Raw genomic sequence first — 17,056 nt, forward strand, 5'->3', positions numbered from 1 at the left:
AGCGCTCATTCGCCGCCAGCAGAATCCGGGTTTGTCCAACAATCTTTACATCGCCCCCATTTCACCGCTAATGGGTTGCACTCATGTCGGGCAAAAACACGCCGCAAATCGCCCCATTCACACCGATTAATGCATGAAACAAGCGCATTCACGGCTTTACATGCGCCAACCGCACCTGTACCATTGAGCTAGTACAAAAGAACTCACGGCCAACCCGGCCACTCAGGAGCAAAAAATGTCCGCGGACACCATCCAGAAGCTTTCCCGCCCTTCGGTCCTTGGCGGCGCGATGATCATTGCAGGCACCGCCGTCGGCGCCGGCATGTTCTCCATCCCTATTGTCACTTCTGGCGTGTGGTTCAGCGGCTCGGTCGCGCTATTGATTTATACCTGGGCCTGCATGCTGATCTCTGGGCTGATGATCCTCGAAGCCGCAATGCATTACCCAAGCGGGGCCAGTTTCCACACCATCGTCAAGGATCTGCTGGGTAAAGGCTGGAACGCCATTAATGGCATTTCCATCGCCTTTGTACTGTATATCCTGACCTACGCTTATATTTCCGCCGGTGGCTCGATCATCGCCCACACGCTGGAGGGTATTGTTGGCGTTGGGCAAACCACCGCCGGGCTGGTGTTTGCCATCGTGGTGGCGTTTATCGTCTGGCTGTCCACCCGTGCCGTCGATCGTCTGAGCACTATCCTGATTGGCGGTATGGTGATCACCTTTGTGATGTCGGTGGGCGATATGTTCACTCATGTACAACCGGCGGTGCTGTTCAACCGCGGTGACGACCAGGCCAGCTATCTGCCTTATGCCCTGGCGGCACTGCCTTATCTGCTGACTTCGTTCGGTTATCACGGCAACGTGCCGGGACTGGTGAAGTATTACCACAAAGACAGCAGGGCCGTGGTGCGCAGCCTGGTGTACGGCACGTTGCTGGCGCTGGCGATCTACATCCTGTGGCAGTATGTGATTCAGGGCAACATCGCCCGTGACGCCTTTCGCCAGGTGATTGCCGAAGGCGGCAACATCGGCAGCCTGCTTAAGCAGATGGGCAACGTGTCCAGCAGCCAGACCGTTGGCCAGCTCCTGAGCGCCTTCTCTTATATGGCACTGGCCAGTTCGTTCCTCGGGGTCTCGCTGGGCCTGTTCGATTATCTGGCAGACTTTTTCAAATTCAGCGATGACACCGCCGGGCGCAGTAAGACCGCACTGGTGACCTTTGCACCGCCGACCATCGCCGCCCTGCTGTTCCCGAACGGCTTCCTGTATGCCATCGGTTTCGCCGGGCTGGCGGCCACCGTTTGGGCGGTGATCGTGCCGGCAATGATGGCACGCGCCAGTCGTCGTCGCTTTGCCGAAGCGCAGTATCGCGCACCCGGCGGCCGGGGTATGATCCTGTTTATCATTCTGTTCGGGGTGATCAACGCCGTCGCACACGTGCTGGCATTGCTCGGTCTGTTGCCGGTCTTCAAGTAATACCCCAGGGGATGGCGCCCGCCATCCCTTTTCTGCCCCTGTTTTTGCTCGATCTGCTTGCCTGAAATCATCGGCGCGAGTAACTTGTCGCAACTTCCCAAAAACTCTTTATTGCAGGTTATTTTATATGGCAAAGGCTAACGAAATTAAGCGTGGCATGGCGATCAGCTACAACGGCAAACTGCTGCTGGTAAAAGACATCGATGTGCAGAGCCCAAGCGCACGTGGTGCCAGCACCTTGTACAAAATGCGCTTCTCTGACGTCCGTACCGGGCTGAAGGTAGAAGAGCGCTTCAAGGGCGACGATATTCTGGACACCATTAGCCTGTCCCGCCGTAAGGTGAACTTCTCTTACATCGACGGTGAAGAATACGTGTTTATGGATGATGAGGATTACACCCCTTACATTTTCAAGAAAGACCAGATCGAAGACGAACTGCTGTTCATCCCTGAAGCCGGTCTGCCGGGCATGCAGGTGCTGACACTGGACGGCCAGGTGCTGGCGCTGGAACTGCCACAGACCGTGGATATGGAAATTGTCGACACCGCGCCGGGCATCAAAGGTGCCTCCGCCAGTGCCCGCAACAAGCCGGCCACCATGGCGACCGGCCTGACCATTCAGGTGCCGGAATATCTTAGCCCTGGTGACAAAATCCGCATTCATATTGCCGAACGCCGCTATATGAGCCGTGCCGACTAGTTGAAATTCAGGGGCCGATTATGGCCCCTGTGTTTTATAACAAAGTGGTTCGTTAGTCCTAGATACCCGGGCCTAGCGCACCGAGGGGCGCTCCGGCAGCTAAAGCTGCTACGACCCCTTCGGCACGCTCTCCCTAATATTTGACACTGCCCGTCGTCTGAAAATATTTACGATGGCAATTCAGGGAAGAAGCGGCGTTTGAGCGCCAGTTCAACCCCGCGCAGCTCTGCCAGCCCTTTCAAACGACCAATCGCCGAGTAGCCCGGGTTGGTTTTTTTCTTCAAATCATCCAGCATCTGATGCCCGTGATCGGGACGCATCGGTATCGGCCGGGTATCGCCCGCCTGATGACGCCGCTGCTCCTCGCAGAGGATCGCCTCAATCACCGCCACCATGTCAACGTCGCCTTGCAGATGCGCGCCCTCATGGAAACTTTTCGGGTTTTCTTCACGGCAAGTGGCGCGCAGGTGGGTGAAATGGATGCGATCGCCGAAGGTTTCAATCATCCGCACCAGATCGTTATCCGCACGCACCCCATAGGAACCGGTACACATAGTAAAGCCGTTATAAAGGCTGTCGACCGTCTGCTTGAACCACTGCATATCCTCGATGGTCGAGACAATGCGAGGCAGGCCCAGGATCGGCCGCGGGGGATCGTCCGGATGCACCGCCAGCCGCACACCAACTTCCTCCGCTACCGGCACAATGGCGCGCAGGAACACCGCCATATTTTCACGCAGTTGCGCCTTGTCGATGGCATCGTATTCGGCCAGACGGGCACGGAACTGGTCGAGCGTATAGCCCTCTTCCGCCCCCGGCAGCCCGGCAATGATGTTGCCGGTCAATTTGGCAACCTCTGCAGCGCTCATGGCAGCAAAACGCTCGGCGGCCTGCTGCTGCTCTTCCTGCGTGTAATCTTGCTCTGCCCCCGCGCGTTGCAGAATATGCAAATCAAAAGCCGCAAAGGCAATCTGATCGAAACGTAACGCTTTTGATCCGTCCGGCAGCAAATACTCCAGATCGGTACGCGTCCAGTCGAGGATTGGCATAAAGTTGTAGCACACGGTGTCGATGCCGCAGGCCGCGAGGTTACGCAGCGATTGCTGATAATGGGCGATATGCTGCTGATAATTGCCGCTGTGGGTTTTGATCTCCTCATGCACCGGAATGCTTTCCACCACCGACCACACCAACCCCTTTTCTGCCAATAGCGCCTGGCGGGCCTTGATCTCTTCGATCGGCCACACTTCGCCATTCGGGATATGGTGCAATGCAGTAACCACGCCGGTAGCACCCGCCTGGCGCACATCGTCAAGAGAGACAGGATCGTTCGGCCCATACCAACGCCATGTTTGTTCCATTTTTTATCCTTGTAAGAATCGCCCAGTATTATGGAGGGGATAAAGATCGCACAGTTTTGGCAATCTTGTTATACCAAATTGAATTAGATATCAGTTATCTTTCACCTTACTCTTTCGCACCTGACTGTCAAAAGCGAAACCCTGATTGGTTGATCCACTTCACGATTCTGGCTTATTTTGGGCTGAGCAATGTTATTAGCGCCCATACGGCCTTACACTGGCGGCAGAGACCCCGTGCGAAAAAGGGTAAGCGCCGTACCGTTTTTTGCTCGCAAAACTGGTCTGATAACTTTTAGAAAGTTAACGGCCAGTATCTTTCATTCAGCTTAGGAGCCATGCATGAAGACTATCGCCAACTCACCGCTTCCCGACGCCGTCCTGCAACCCCACTATGACCGCAGCGCGCTGCAAAGCCGTATGGTGCACATTGGGTTTGGCGCTTTTCACCGCGCCCATCAGGCTTTGCTGACCGACCGGGTATTGAACCGCCAGGGGGGTGACTGGGGGATTTGTGAGATCAGCCTGTTTGGTGGCGATACTCTGTTCCAGACGCTGCGTCAACAAGACCATCTTTATAGCGTGCTGGAGAAAGGTGCGGCGGGTAATCAGGCGATCGTGATCGGTGCTGTACATGAAAGCGTGCACCGCAAACTGGAAGGGATCGATGCGGTACTGGAAAAACTGGCAGAGCCTCAGGTAGCGATCGTCTCAATGACCATCACCGAAAAAGGCTACTGCATCGAACCAGGCAGCGGAAAACTGGATCTGCAACACCAAGGGATCCGCGCCGATCTGGCGAATCCCGGCCAACCCACCACCGTACCCGGTATTTTGGTCGAAGCACTGCGTCTGCGCCTGAAACGTGGTCTGCCCGCCTTTACTCTGCTCTCTTGCGATAACATTCCGGAAAACGGCCATGTGCTGCGTAACGCCATCATCGGTTTGGCACAGGCACGCGACGGGGCTCTGGCCGACTGGATTGCTCAACAGGTCAGCTTCCCCAGCACCATGGTCGACCGCATTGTTCCTGCTGCCACGCCGGAAACACTGGAGGAAGTGGCCATCGCACTGGGCGGTGTGCGCGATGAATGCGCCATCGCCTGCGAACCCTTTATTCAATGGGTGGTAGAGGATAACTTTGTCGCGGGCCGTCCGGCCTGGGAACGGGCTGGTGCACAGTTGGTGAATGACGTGCTGCCTTTTGAACAGATGAAGTTGCGCATGCTGAACGGCAGCCATTCTTTCCTGGCCTATCTCGGGTATCTGGGGGGATATCAGTATATCAACGACTGTATGGCCGATGAGTCTTATCGCCATGCCGCGCTCCACCTGATGCTGGCCGAACAGGCACCGACGCTCAGCGTCAGCGGCATCGATCTGGCCGCCTATGCCGCGCAGTTGATTGAACGCTACAGCAATCCGGCGCTGCAACACCGCACCTGGCAAATCGCCATGGACGGGACGCAGAAATTACCGCAGCGCATGCTGGACTCGGTCCGTTGGCATCTGCAACATGGCGGCAGCTACGCCGGTCTGGCACTGGGCGTGGCAGCCTGGATGCGCTATGTCGGCGGCGTGGATGACGCCGGACAGGCTATCGATATTCGCGATCCGCTGCTGGCAACGCTGCAGCAGACGGTGGCAGCAACGCCGGACGATGAACAGCGAGTAAAAGCCCTGCTGGGGTTGAAGGCGGTTTTTGGTGAGCAGTTGGCGGTTAATGAGGAGTTTGAAGCGGCGGTTACGCGCGCCTATCTGTCACTGCGCGATCGTGGAGCGCGACAAACGGTACAAAACTGGGTGTCGACTCAACTGGCGTAGCGCTGGCAATGACGTAAAAGATAAAATATATCCCCTATGAATTTCAAATTACAGCTAGGTGCCAAGCTCGCTCATCCCCAGGCGCTTACTTGAGTAAGTAACTGGGGTGAGCGAGTGCAGGTAACAACGCTGTAACTTGAAAGGCGACGGGGAAATGGCCATGCCGGATAAACTGTCCGTCATGGCCGAACGACTTAACGATAAACTACCGTCATTACTGCAAGGTTTTTCTGCTGATCCACCCACTTCATCTCGGTCGACCCTAAATTCAGTGGAAGCTCTTTGCGTGTAGCATCAAATTTAGACAGTGTCTGTTGGCCTTGATAGTGCTGCCCATTGCGGTAACATTGTGTCTTGGCCGTTGAATCGGCGATGTTCACCGTGCAGGGACTTTCCACAATAGAACCGACAAAACGAATAACCCCGCCAGTGGTTCCTGCATGACTTGCTGCCGTCCATGAAAACAACATTCCTGCGATCAAAAATAACCGGAAGACATTCATGGCAACCTCATTTTTTGTTAAGCCAATTTAACCATAGAGGATCTTCTTAAGAATAATCGCAAGGTCAGAGGAATTATTTGCGGGGTAATCGGGCAATTAACAAAGAAAAAACAAGCTAATAACAAACGGTATCCATGGCTAATCCATGGTTTTACCTAAGAATTTTCCGACAATTTATCGTGGATTTAGCCGGTTAAATATCGCATCTTAACCTGCCAAATTTGTGATCTGGCGCTGGTAAAGTAACCTCATTCGCTCAGACAGAGTTGAACTGCTTATTTATTGATCAACCACTACTATTACATCAGGAATAATCCATGACTAAAACTAACCTGATCACCGGTTTCCTTGGCAGCGGTAAAACCACCACCATCCGTCATTTGCTGGCTAACAAGCCGGAGCATGAACGCTGGGCGGTGCTGGTGAATGAGTTTGGTGAAATTGGCATCGATGGCGCACTGCTGGCAGACAGCGGCGCGGTACTCAAAGAGATCCCTGGCGGTTGCATGTGCTGCGTCAACGGACTGCCAATGCAGGTCGGGCTGAATATGCTGCTGCAACAGAGTAAACCCGACCGACTGTTGATCGAACCCACCGGCCTTGGGCATCCCAAACAGATCTTGTCGTTGCTGACGCAGGACAGCTATGCCGGTTGGATCGACTTGCAAGCGACCCTGTGCCTGTTGGACGCGCGCCAGCTCGGCGAACCGCGTTACCGCGAAAACGAAAACTTCCGCGATCAACTGGCGGCCGCCGACATTATTCTGGCCAGCAAGAGCGACACTTATCAGCCACAAGATCTGCTGGCCCTGCAGCAGTGGGCGGAACAGGATCCCCGGCAGCGACCGCTTTATCACATCCAACAGGGTCAGGCGGATGTCGCCCTGCTCGACCTTCCGCGCACGAATCGCACAGAATTACCGGATGCGCAGCATCATCATAGCCACAGTAAAACGCAGGGCTTGGCTGCATTGCGACTGCCGGAAAACTCACGCTGGCGAAGAGCGCTCAATCAGGGCCAGGGATTTACCAGCTGTGGCTGGATCTTTGACGCCGATACCGTGTTCGATACCGTTGGTATCATGGAGTGGATACGGCTGGCACCGGTCGAACGGGCCAAAGGTGTAGTGCGTATTGCTGAAGGCACCCTTTTGATCAACCGTCAGGGACAGGATCTCAGTATCGAAACGCGCCCGGTCGCACCACTGGACAGCCGAATTGAACTGATTCACAACGAGAATGCGGACTGGAACGCGCTGCAATCCAAACTGTTTAACATTCGTTTAAGTTGAGATCTTTACCGTTAGCACCCTTTTCATTTTAGACTTACAACAGGTTATGCCATGACTCGCCGCAATTTACCCTTCATCATTCTCTTCAATATACTGGGCATTGCGCTGTTTTTGTCCTGGTTCCTGCCAGCCAACCACGGCTATTGGTTTACCCTGGACTCGTCGATTTTCTTCTTTTTTAATCGTCATCTGGCGACCGACCCCGCTTTTCTGCATTTGGTGGCCATTACCAATAACCGTGCGTTTGATGTAATTTCGCTGATTGCCATGGGGTTGCTGTACCTGTGCTTTTATCTGCAACAGGATGCCGCCGGCCGTCGCCGTTTGCTGGTCACCGGCGTTGTTATGCTGCTGACCGCCGTGGTGTTGAACCAACTGGGTCATCTGTTACCGGTCAAGCACCCCAGCCCGTCGCTGAGTTTTGATAATGTTAATCGCGTCAGTGAACTGACCGGCATTCCCACCAAAGATGCCTCCAGCGACAGCTTCCCTGGCGACCACGGCATGATGCTGATGATTTTCTCCTGCTTTATGCTGCGCTACTTTAACCGCCGCGCCTTTGCCGTCGCGCTGCTGATCACGGTGGTGTTCTCATTACCACGCGTAATGATTGGCGCTCACTGGTTTACGGATATCGCCGTCGGTTCGCTGTCAGTGGTGTTGGTGGGGGCCAGTTGGTGCCTGATGACCCCGCTCAGCGATGTGTTGATCCTGCGCCTGAATCGTATGCTGCCCGGTAAGCACCGGCCAACACAACCATAACCCACCGTTATGACCCGCAGGAGGCCGCCAGCCTCCTGATAATTTCCCCGCCGTTTCCTGTTTATTTCCACATCACCGCGTTAACGCTTCTGTCACCTAATTTCACGCAAAATCAACACAACGGACAATCAGCGTTTTTTATATGATGATTTACATTATGTTACATCACAAATTCATATATAAAAGGGCGGAAAAAGGCTCGCAATCCCCAATTCGTTACGGTAATCTCGGATGCGTTTGTGCCTGGTTTAACTCGACTCAGCATCAAATCCACTAAAAGTGTGCGTTCCAGCACGTTTTCGGCGGTATCTGATTGTCGATAAAGCAGGTGCAGATTAGTCTCGTTCCGTTTGGCATTTTTCAGGTAGCGACTGACGTCGTTAAGGACTTCAAGGGAAAACAATAACAATGGTCAAATCTCAACCGTTTCTGAGATATTTTTTGCGGGTAGTACCTGCAATTGCCGCAGCGGTAATGCTCTCCGCCTGCAGCACGACACACACTTCGAACTTGAATAACGCACAAACTGAGATGCGTGCAGTTAATGACAAAGATGGTCTTTTACTGCAAGCCTCTCAGGATGAATTCGAAGCAATGGTCCGTAACGTTGACGTTAAGTCAAAAATTATGGATCAGTATGCAGACTGGAAAGGCGTTCGCTACCGTTTAGGCGGTGAAACCAAGCGCGGCATTGATTGCTCAGCGTTTGTACAGCGTACTTTCCGTGAACAGTTTGGCATGGACTTACCTCGTTCTACCTATGAACAGGAAGACATGGGCAAGAAAATCTTGCGCACCAAACTGCGTCCTGGCGATCTGGTGCTGTTCCGCGCCGGCTCTACCGGACGCCATGTCGGCATCTATTTAGGTAACGATCAATTCGTTCATGCCTCTACCAGCAGCGGCGTGATGATTTCGAAACTGAGCGATAACTATTGGAATAAACGTTATCGCGAAGCCCGCCGGGTGCTTACCAGCAGCTGACGGAGCAAAACCTGATTGTCCTGAAGACCAAACGAGCGATAGAACGCTGCCTACGGGCAGCGTTTTTTTTTGCGCGGAGTTTCTCCCACTAAGCCCCCCCATTATCTATTTGCGATGTTTTCGACATCCCCGTTTATATTTCGCGAGATTATTGCTGGGAAACGACGCCAACGATGAAAAACTCACCTATTATCGTCAAATGGGAATAACAGCGATAATGCAGGGTTTAAACTATTATCACCGTGGGATAAACGATGAATAATGGCTGCAACACCGTCATTGCGATATATTAGACAGTCACTCTATAACAAAAACAAATTGATACGCCGTGCTCAGGGGGCAGGTTTATGGGCTTGAAAAGGGCATTTGCACGCCACGTCTCGCACAGACGACGCAGCCTGGCTAAAAGCAGTATCGTGGCCCTGGTATTTTTTATCCTGTTTATGGCTATTACGCTTTCTTTGATTAGCCACCAGCGCACAGAATATCAACGTGCGCTAGAACAACGGACGCAGAAACTCACCCTCGAGACCTTTAACAGCCTCACGGCAGTCATGCACCAATTGATGCCGTTAACCGAACGCCCCTGCGCAACCAGCCAGCCAGAACTTACCTACCAGGCAGCCTTCCATTCCGGTGTGCGCACCTTTATGTTAGTGAAAAACGGCTTTGCCTATTGCTCTTCCGCTACCGGTAACATGATGCTGGCGTTAAAAAACATCTACCCGGAAATTGACCAACAGCAACGGCTGGATCTCAAACTGCAGCAGGGTACCCCACTGGTCCCTGGAAAACCGGCGGTTGCCGTTTGGTTGCGTCAGCCAGGTAAGGAAGACACCGGCATACTGGCCACCCTGGATATTGGCCTGATGCCCCAACAGATGTTCGGCACCAGCACCGTTCGGTCCCATGGCGTTGCCATTATTCTGGGCGATCGCGCCCTGACCAGTTTCAGTCCAAACCTGATGCCGCTGAACCAGTTGCCGGACGAAAAGGCCGATCGCATCTCCATCGCCGGCACGCCGATGACCATTCTGTTTTATAACCAAAAACTGACGCCCAACGACATTCGCCTGACGCTGCTGGGCAGCCTGGTACTGTCTTTGATGATCGGCGTGCTGTGCTACTACATGCTGTTGCTGCGCCAAAGCCCGGAGCGGGCAATGATGCGCGGAATCAAACGCAACGAGTTCTTTATCGAATATCAGCCGGTGTTTCATACCCGTTCCGGCACCATCGGCGGGCTGGAAGCACTGATCCGCTGGCAGCACCCCATCGAAGGACGTATTCCGCCGGACCTTTTCATTCCCTATGCCGAGAACGAAGGGCTGATTGTACCGCTGACACGACACCTGTTCCGCCTGATTGCCGAAGACGCGCCCAAGCTGGCGACGGCATTGCCGCAGGGGGCCAAGCTCGGCCTGAACATCTCCCCTTCCCACCTCAATGCCCCCTCTTTCCACCACGACGTGTACGAACTGCTGGCGCAATTGCCGGGGGACTACTTCACACTGGTGTTTGAAATTACCGAACGTGGCATGGTGGAGGAAGGCAACGCGTTGACCGAGTTCGACTGGCTGCATCAACAAGGCATTGAAATCGCCATCGATGATTTTGGCACCGGCCACAGTGCGTTGATTTATCTGGAACGCTTTAGCATGGACTATCTGAAAATAGACCGCGGCTTCGTCAACTCCATCGGTCGGGATACGGTCACTGCCCCGGTGCTGGACGCGGTGATTTCCCTGGCCAAGAAACTGAAAATGCAAACCGTGGCCGAAGGGGTGGAAACCGCCGAACAGCTGCACTTCCTGAAGGAACAGGACGTTAACTTTATGCAGGGGTATTACTTTAGCAAGCCGCTGAGCATCGATAACTTCGTGGCCTTCTGTAACGCCCATACGGTCATGGACCATCAGGTGCTAAAGGACTGAATTTTTTAACTTCTTTACCCTTAGGCACGGCAGAAAATGTTATGCTGCCCCAGATTTCATCGACTTTACAGCAGGAGCTTACCGTCAAGATGTCCGTGCGCGTTTTTGCTGCCCTGGTGCTCTCAGCACTGAGTTTTGGCCTGCAGGCCGAAACCCTCAATGAAAGCTATGCTTTCGCCCAGCTCGGTGAGCCGAAATATGCCACCGACTTCAGCCATTATGACTACGTCAACCCGGCGGCACCGAAAGGCGGTGACGTACGACTGGCGGCGATTGGCACCTATGATAACTTTAACCGCTATGCGCAACGTGGCGTACCCGGCGAGCGAACCGACGCGCTGTATGACACCCTGTTTACCACCTCAGACGATGAGATCGGCAGCTACTACCCACTGATTGCCGAATCTGCTCGCTTCCCGGCCGATATGCGCTGGGTGGAGCTGGATATTAACGCCCGCGCCCGCTTCCACGATGGTACCCCCATCACCGCTGCCGATGTCGCCTTCACCTTTAACAAATTTATGACCGAAGGCGTACCGCAGTTTCGCGTGCTGTATAAAGGCGTTACGGTCAAGGCTATCTCACGTCTGACGGTGCGTATTGAATTCCCGCAGCCGGATAAAGATAAGTTGTTGGGGTTGTTCGGCCTGCCTATTTTGCCGCAGAGCTTCTGGAAAGATCACAAACTGAGCGAGCCGCTGAACACCCCGCCACTCAGCAGCGGTCCTTATAAGGTCGCCAGTTACCGGCTCGGTCAATACATTACCTATCAGCGCGTTCGCGATTACTGGGCCGCCAACCTGCCGGTCAACCGCGGCCGCTTTAACTTCGACAGTATCCGCTACGACTATTATCTGGATGACAAAGTTGCGCTGGAGGCCTTCAAGGCCGGTGCCTATGACTTCCGCATTGAAGGTTCGCCAAAAAGTTGGGCGACCCAGTATCAGGGCGGCAATTTCGCCCGCAATTACATCATCAAACAGGACGAAACCAACCAGTCGGCGCAGAACACCCGCTGGATGGCCTTCAATATGAGACGCCCTCTGTTCGCCGACCCTCGGGTGCGGGAAGCGCTCACGCTGGCCTTTGACTTCGACTGGATGAATAAGGCGCTGTATTACAACGCCTATCAGCGCACCAACAGCTACTTCCAGAATACTCAGTATGCCGCCAGCGGCTATCCGGATGCGGCCGAACTGGCGCTACTGGGACCGCTGAAGGGCAAGGTGCCGGCAGAGGTGTTTACCAGTATCTATCAACCCCCTTCCTCTGATGGCAGCGGCAACGATCGCCAAAATCTGTTAAAAGCCACTCAGTTGCTGAAACAGGCCGGCTGGGAAGTGAAAAACCAACAGTTGGTCAACAGCAAAACCGGTCAGCCGTTTAGCTTTGAATTATTGTTGCTGAGTGGCAGCAATTTCCAGTACGTATTGCCATTCCAGCACAACCTGAAGCGACTGGGCATCGATATGCAGATCCGTGAAATCGACATATCCCAATTCACCAAGCGCATGCGCGACGGTGATTTCGATATGATGCCGACGGTTTATATGGCAGTGCCATTCCCTAGCCCCGATCTGAAAATACTCTGGGATTCCGAATACATTAATTCCAGCTATAACCGATCGGGCGTCAGCGATCCTGCGGTCGATAGCCTGGTCAGACAGATCGCCGCGCATCAGGGTGACGAGAAAGCCTTGCTGCCGCTGGGCCGCGCGCTGGATCGGGTATTGACCTGGAACCGGTATATGCTGCCAATGTGGTATTCCAACCACGACCGCTATGCCTACTGGGACAAATTCTCCACGCCGTCGATTCGCCCGGCCTACGTGATTGGTTTCGATAACTGGTGGTTTGACGTCAACAAGGCGGCGCGTTTGCCGGCTCAACAACAGTAAGGGGTCAGCGATGACGGCTTATTTGATTCGCAGGCTGTTGCTGATCATTCCCACCCTGTGGGCGATCATCACCATTAACTTTTTTATCGTGCAGATCGCCCCCGGCGGCCCGGTCGATCAGGCGATTGCCACTATCGAAATGGGCCAGAGCAGCGGCTTTGGTGGCGGCGGTGCCGGTGAAGGCTTGGGACATGCGCGTATCGGTGTCGGCAGCGCGACAGATGGCCAATACCGTGGCTCACGCGGGCTGGATCCGGAAGTGATCGCCGAGATCACCAAACGCTATGGCTTCGACAAACCGCTGCACGAACGCTATTTCACCATGCTGTGGAATTACATGCGCCTCGACTTCGGTGACAGCCTGTTTCGTGGTGCATCCGTAATGCAGTTGGTTGGCCATAGCCTGCCGGTGTCGATCACCCTGGGGCTGTGGAGCACGCTGATTATCTATCTGGTGTCGATCCCGCTGGGGATCCGCAAAGCGGTGCATAACGGCAGCGCCTTCGATACCTGGAGCAGCACCCTGATTATCATCGGCTATGCCATCCCGGCCTTCCTGTTCGCTATTCTGATGATCGTGCTGTTCGCCGGTGGCAGCTACCTTGACTGGTTCCCGCTGCGCGGTCTGGTTTCCAGCAATTTCGATACCCTGCCATGGTATGGCAAGATCACCGATTACCTGTGGCATATCACGCTACCGGTGTTGGCAACGGTGATTGGCGGCTTCGCTACCCTGACCATGCTGACCAAAAACTCATTCCTTGATGAGATCCGCAAACAATATGTGGTCACGGCGCGCGCCAAAGGGCTGGACGAGAGCAAGATCCTTTACCGCCACGTGTTCCGCAACGCCATGCTGTTGGTGATCGCCGGTTTCCCGGCGACCTTTGTCAGCATGTTTTTCACCGGCTCATTGCTGATCGAAGTGATGTTCTCGCTTAACGGTCTGGGGCTGCTGGGCTATGACGCGACCCTGCAGCGCGATTACCCGGTGATGTTCGGCACGCTGTATATCTTCACCCTGATTGGCCTGCTGTTGAATATCCTCAGCGATATCACCTATACCCTGGTCGATCCTCGCATTGATTTCGAGGCCCGCCAATGAGCCGCTTAAGCCCAATCAATCAGGCACGCTGGGCTCGCTTTCGCAGCAACCGCCGTGGCTATTGGTCGCTGTGGATTTTTCTGGTGCTGTTTCTCCTCAGCCTGGGAGCCAATCTGATCGCCAATGACAGGCCGTTGCTGGTGCGCTACGAGGGTCGCTTGTACCTGCCGTTCGTTATCGACTACAGCGAAACCACCTTCGGCGGTGAGCTCAATACCGTCACCGACTTCCAGGATCCGTTCGTCAAAAAACAGATCGATAGCCACGGCTGGGCAGTTTGGCCACCGATTCGCTTCAGTTACGACACCATCAACTTCGCCACCGAGGTGCCCTTCCCCTCAGCCCCTTCGCGCAAAAATCTGTTAGGTACCGACGGTAACGGCAGCGACGTACTGGCCCGCGTGCTGTATGGCTTTCGTATTTCGATGCTGTTCGGGCTGGCATTGACGCTGTTTTCCAGCGTGATTGGCGTCTGTGTCGGTGCGATACAAGGTTACTACGGCGGCCGCGTGGATCTGTGGGGCCAGCGCTTGATTGAAGTGTGGTCAGGCATGCCGACGCTGTTTTTGATTATTATGCTGTCGAGCATCGTACAACCCAATTTCTGGTGGCTGCTTGGTATCACCATTTTGTTTGGCTGGATGAGCCTGGTGGGCGTGGTACGCGCCGAGTTTCTGCGCACCCGTAACTATGACTACATCCGCGCCGCGCGCGCCATGGGGGTGCAGGACCGGGTCATTATGTACCGGCATATGCTGCCCAATGCGATGGTGGCGATGCTGACCTTTTTGCCGTTTATCCTGTGCGGCTCCATCACCACCCTGACCTCACTCGACTTCCTGGGCTTTGGCCTGCCGATCGGTTCTCCGTCGCTCGGGGAGCTGTTGCTGCAGGGTAAAAACAACCTGCAGGCACCGTGGCTCGGCATCACCGCGTTCCTGGTGTTGGCCGTGTTGCTGTCTTTACTCATTTTTATTGGCGAAGCGGTACGCGACGCTTTTGACCCCAGCAAGGCGCATTGATATGGCTAGCACTCCTTTGCTTTCAATTCAGGATCTCGGCGTCGCTTTCCGCCAGGGTGACCAACTGAATCAGGTGGTCAACGGCATTTCGCTACAGATAGAAAAGGCAGAAACGCTGGCACTGGTCGGGGAGTCCGGCTCGGGCAAAAGCGTCACCGCGCTGTCGGTGCTGCGCCTGCTGCCTTCACCACCGGTGGTCTATACCGGCGGTGATATCCAGTTCAACGGCCATTCGTTGCTGCACGCCCCGGAGGCCGAACTACGCAAGGTGCGCGGCAACCAGATTTCGATGATTTTCCAGGAGCCGATGGTGTCGCTCAATCCATTGCACAGCATTGAGAAACAGCTGGCGGAAGTGTTGGTGCTGCATCGCGGTATGCGGCGCGATGTTGCACGCGGTGAGATAATTCAATGTCTGGATCGGGTTGGTATCCGTAACGCCAAAGGCCGCCTGAAAGACTACCCGCATCAACTTTCCGGCGGCGAGCGCCAGCGGGTGATGATCGCCATGGCGGTGTTAACCCAGCCTAAGCTGCTGATTGCCGATGAGCCCACCACTGCGCTCGATGTGACCATTCAGGCGCAAATTCTGTTGTTGCTGAAAGAGTTGAAGCAAGAAATGGGCATGGGACTGCTGTTTATCACCCATAACCTGAATATTGTGCGCCGTCTGGCGGACAACGTGGCGGTCATGCGCCAGGGTCAATGCGTTGAGCAAAACAACCGAGCCCGCCTGTTTAGCCAGCCACAACACCCCTATACCCAACAATTACTGGCGGCAGAGAACCTGGGTGACCCGCTGCCGCTGCCGGCGGATGCCACCCCGTTACTGAAAGTGGAAAACCTCCAGGTCAGTTTCCCGATCAGGCGTGGTTTACTGCGCCGCACGGTGGACCAACATTATGCGCTGAAAGATTTGAGCTTTGAACTGAAGGCCGGGGAAAGCGTCGGGCTGGTGGGCGAGTCAGGATCGGGTAAGAGCACCACCGGGTTAGCGTTACTGCGTTTGCTTAATGCCAACGGCTCGATGTGGTTTAAAGGCCAGCCGTTGCACCAGTTCAGCATGAAGCAAATGTTGCCGTACCGCAGCCAGATGCAGATTGTGTTCCAGGATCCTTTCTCCGCGCTGAATCCACGGCTGAATGTGCTGCAAATCATCGCCGAAGGGCTGGAAGTGCACCAGAAACTGAGCGCCGCACAACGAGAGCAGCGGGTGATTGAAACATTGCAGGAGGTGGGATTGGATCCCGCCCTGCGCTACCGTTACCCCAGCGAGTTTTCCGGCGGCCAACGCCAACGCATCGCCATCGCACGGGCGCTGATTTTACAACCGCAGTTGTTGATCCTCGATGAGCCGACCTCATCGCTGGATAAATCAGTACAGGCGCAAATCCTGACGTTGCTGAAATCGCTGCAACAACGCCACCGGCTGGCCTATCTGTTTATCAGCCACGACCTACAGGTGGTGCGTTCACTGTGCCATCAGGTGATTGTGTTACGACAGGGGGAAGTGGTGGAGCAAGGCGACTGCCAGACGATCTTTAACTCACCGACCGCCGCTTATACGCAGCAGCTGTTACAGCTGGCGGATTAGCGACGGGAGCTAGAAAGGGTATTGAGCACTCATCTGCTCGGCAATGGCGGCACCTACGTTTTTTAACCGGCACATGGTGGCGCTTTCATCGCCGCGATGCACAAACAGGCAAGGTTCCCCTTCCCACTCTACAATGGCGCAGTCGACCTGAATCTCCTGCAAAGACAGCTTAAGCTGCTGCATCACCTGCCAGGCGTCCGCACCCTCATGGCTGAGCAGTTTCAGCCCCATCAGGTTGTTATCTTCGTCTATTCCGCTGAGCGGAATCGGTTCAACCTTGACGCCGGTAAAACCTGATAGCCAACGATAACTTTGCGGCAAGCGATGAACTACCGAAAGTTGGATACTTTCCACATGAAATCCCTAGTTTGAAAAATGAAACACTTTTTACCTGACAGGGTAACTAAGTTATAGCCGTTGACGCCTGACTCTGCCGCTCATGAATGTTATTTAAATGTAAAATATGTCACAAGCGGTTAACTAGTTCCCTGCGCTTGCCGATGTCCTGCTGTTTTAGTGACTCCCATTGGGGGTCATTTCACGGCATTTTGCGACTCAGCTCGCATTTTTTCGTTATATGTAACCCTTTCCCGCCGCGAT

At 54.4% G+C, this 17,056-nt stretch carries 14 protein-coding genes; 11 read left to right on the forward strand and 3 right to left on the reverse strand.

Features of this window, described 5'->3' with window-relative positions; genetic code table 11:
- Positions 1-235 precede the first annotated feature (235 nt).
- Together mtr and yeiP are read left to right on the forward strand one after the other, a co-directional pair.
- Complete coding sequence (gene mtr, locus QOT07_RS17000) at positions 236-1,480, forward strand: tryptophan permease (RefSeq protein WP_207978808.1); 1,245 nt, start codon at positions 236-238, stop codon at positions 1,478-1,480.
- A 127-nt stretch (positions 1,481-1,607) separates the two neighbouring features.
- Positions 1,608-2,180, forward strand: a complete 573-nt coding sequence (gene yeiP / locus QOT07_RS17005) for an elongation factor P-like protein YeiP (protein WP_085117648.1) — start codon at positions 1,608-1,610, stop codon at positions 2,178-2,180.
- 167 nt (positions 2,181-2,347) lie between these two features.
- Here yeiP and uxuA read toward each other — a convergent pair whose 3' ends face one another.
- Positions 2,348-3,541, reverse strand: a complete 1,194-nt coding sequence (gene uxuA / locus QOT07_RS17010; protein WP_099063721.1) for a mannonate dehydratase — start codon at positions 3,539-3,541, stop codon at positions 2,348-2,350.
- 339 nt (positions 3,542-3,880) lie between these two features.
- Between uxuA and QOT07_RS17015 the strand changes: the two genes are divergently transcribed.
- Complete coding sequence (locus QOT07_RS17015) at positions 3,881-5,362, forward strand: mannitol dehydrogenase family protein (RefSeq protein WP_283603635.1); 1,482 nt, start codon at positions 3,881-3,883, stop codon at positions 5,360-5,362.
- A 194-nt stretch (positions 5,363-5,556) separates the two neighbouring features.
- On the opposite strand, the gene QOT07_RS17020 is transcribed toward QOT07_RS17015, so the two are convergent.
- Positions 5,557-5,865 carry a type 1 fimbrial protein gene (locus QOT07_RS17020; RefSeq protein WP_099063719.1) on the reverse strand — a complete coding sequence of 103 codons (309 nt, stop codon included), beginning with the start codon at positions 5,863-5,865 and terminating at the stop codon, positions 5,557-5,559.
- A 317-nt stretch (positions 5,866-6,182) separates the two neighbouring features.
- Here QOT07_RS17020 and QOT07_RS17025 point away from each other — a divergent pair, with 317 nt between their 5' ends.
- The 8 genes from QOT07_RS17025 (at position 6,183) to yejF (ending at position 16,456) form a co-directional block, all read left to right on the forward strand.
- Complete coding sequence (locus QOT07_RS17025) at positions 6,183-7,157, forward strand: CobW family GTP-binding protein (RefSeq protein WP_207978811.1); 975 nt, start codon at positions 6,183-6,185, stop codon at positions 7,155-7,157.
- Positions 7,158-7,208: 51 nt separating this feature from the next.
- Positions 7,209-7,919, forward strand: a complete 711-nt coding sequence (locus QOT07_RS17030; protein WP_207978812.1) for a phosphatase PAP2 family protein — start codon at positions 7,209-7,211, stop codon at positions 7,917-7,919.
- 408 nt (positions 7,920-8,327) lie between these two features.
- A complete protein-coding gene (gene mepS, locus QOT07_RS17035; RefSeq protein ID WP_012145960.1) occupies positions 8,328-8,903 on the forward strand; it encodes a bifunctional murein DD-endopeptidase/murein LD-carboxypeptidase in 576 nt (191 codons plus the stop codon).
- Between the two features lie 347 nt (positions 8,904-9,250).
- Entirely contained in the window at positions 9,251-10,837 is a 1,587-nt protein-coding gene (locus QOT07_RS17040) for a cyclic di-GMP phosphodiesterase (protein ID WP_207978813.1), read from the forward strand.
- 89 nt (positions 10,838-10,926) lie between these two features.
- Positions 10,927-12,735, forward strand: coding sequence for an extracellular solute-binding protein (locus QOT07_RS17045; RefSeq protein ID WP_219016661.1), 1,809 nt, complete (start codon positions 10,927-10,929; stop codon positions 12,733-12,735).
- Between the two features lie 10 nt (positions 12,736-12,745).
- Positions 12,746-13,840 (forward strand): microcin C ABC transporter permease YejB, encoded by a 1,095-nt coding sequence (locus tag QOT07_RS17050; RefSeq protein WP_261416726.1) that lies wholly within the window; start codon positions 12,746-12,748, stop codon positions 13,838-13,840.
- Positions 13,837-14,862, forward strand: coding sequence for an ABC transporter permease (locus QOT07_RS17055; RefSeq protein WP_283603637.1), 1,026 nt, complete (start codon positions 13,837-13,839; stop codon positions 14,860-14,862). The genes QOT07_RS17050 and QOT07_RS17055 overlap by 4 nt, the downstream gene beginning before the upstream one ends.
- Position 14,863: 1 nt before the next feature.
- Positions 14,864-16,456 (forward strand): microcin C ABC transporter ATP-binding protein YejF, encoded by a 1,593-nt coding sequence (yejF, locus tag QOT07_RS17060; protein ID WP_207978816.1) that lies wholly within the window; start codon positions 14,864-14,866, stop codon positions 16,454-16,456.
- Positions 16,457-16,465: 9 nt separating this feature from the next.
- Here yejF and QOT07_RS17065 read toward each other — a convergent pair whose 3' ends face one another.
- Entirely contained in the window at positions 16,466-16,810 is a 345-nt protein-coding gene (locus tag QOT07_RS17065; RefSeq protein ID WP_085117672.1) for a YejG family protein, read from the reverse strand.
- Positions 16,811-17,056 lie beyond the last annotated feature (246 nt).

Source organism: Serratia proteamaculans, from assembly GCF_949794035.1.
GTDB classification, from domain to species: Bacteria; Pseudomonadota; Gammaproteobacteria; order Enterobacterales; family Enterobacteriaceae; genus Serratia; species Serratia proteamaculans.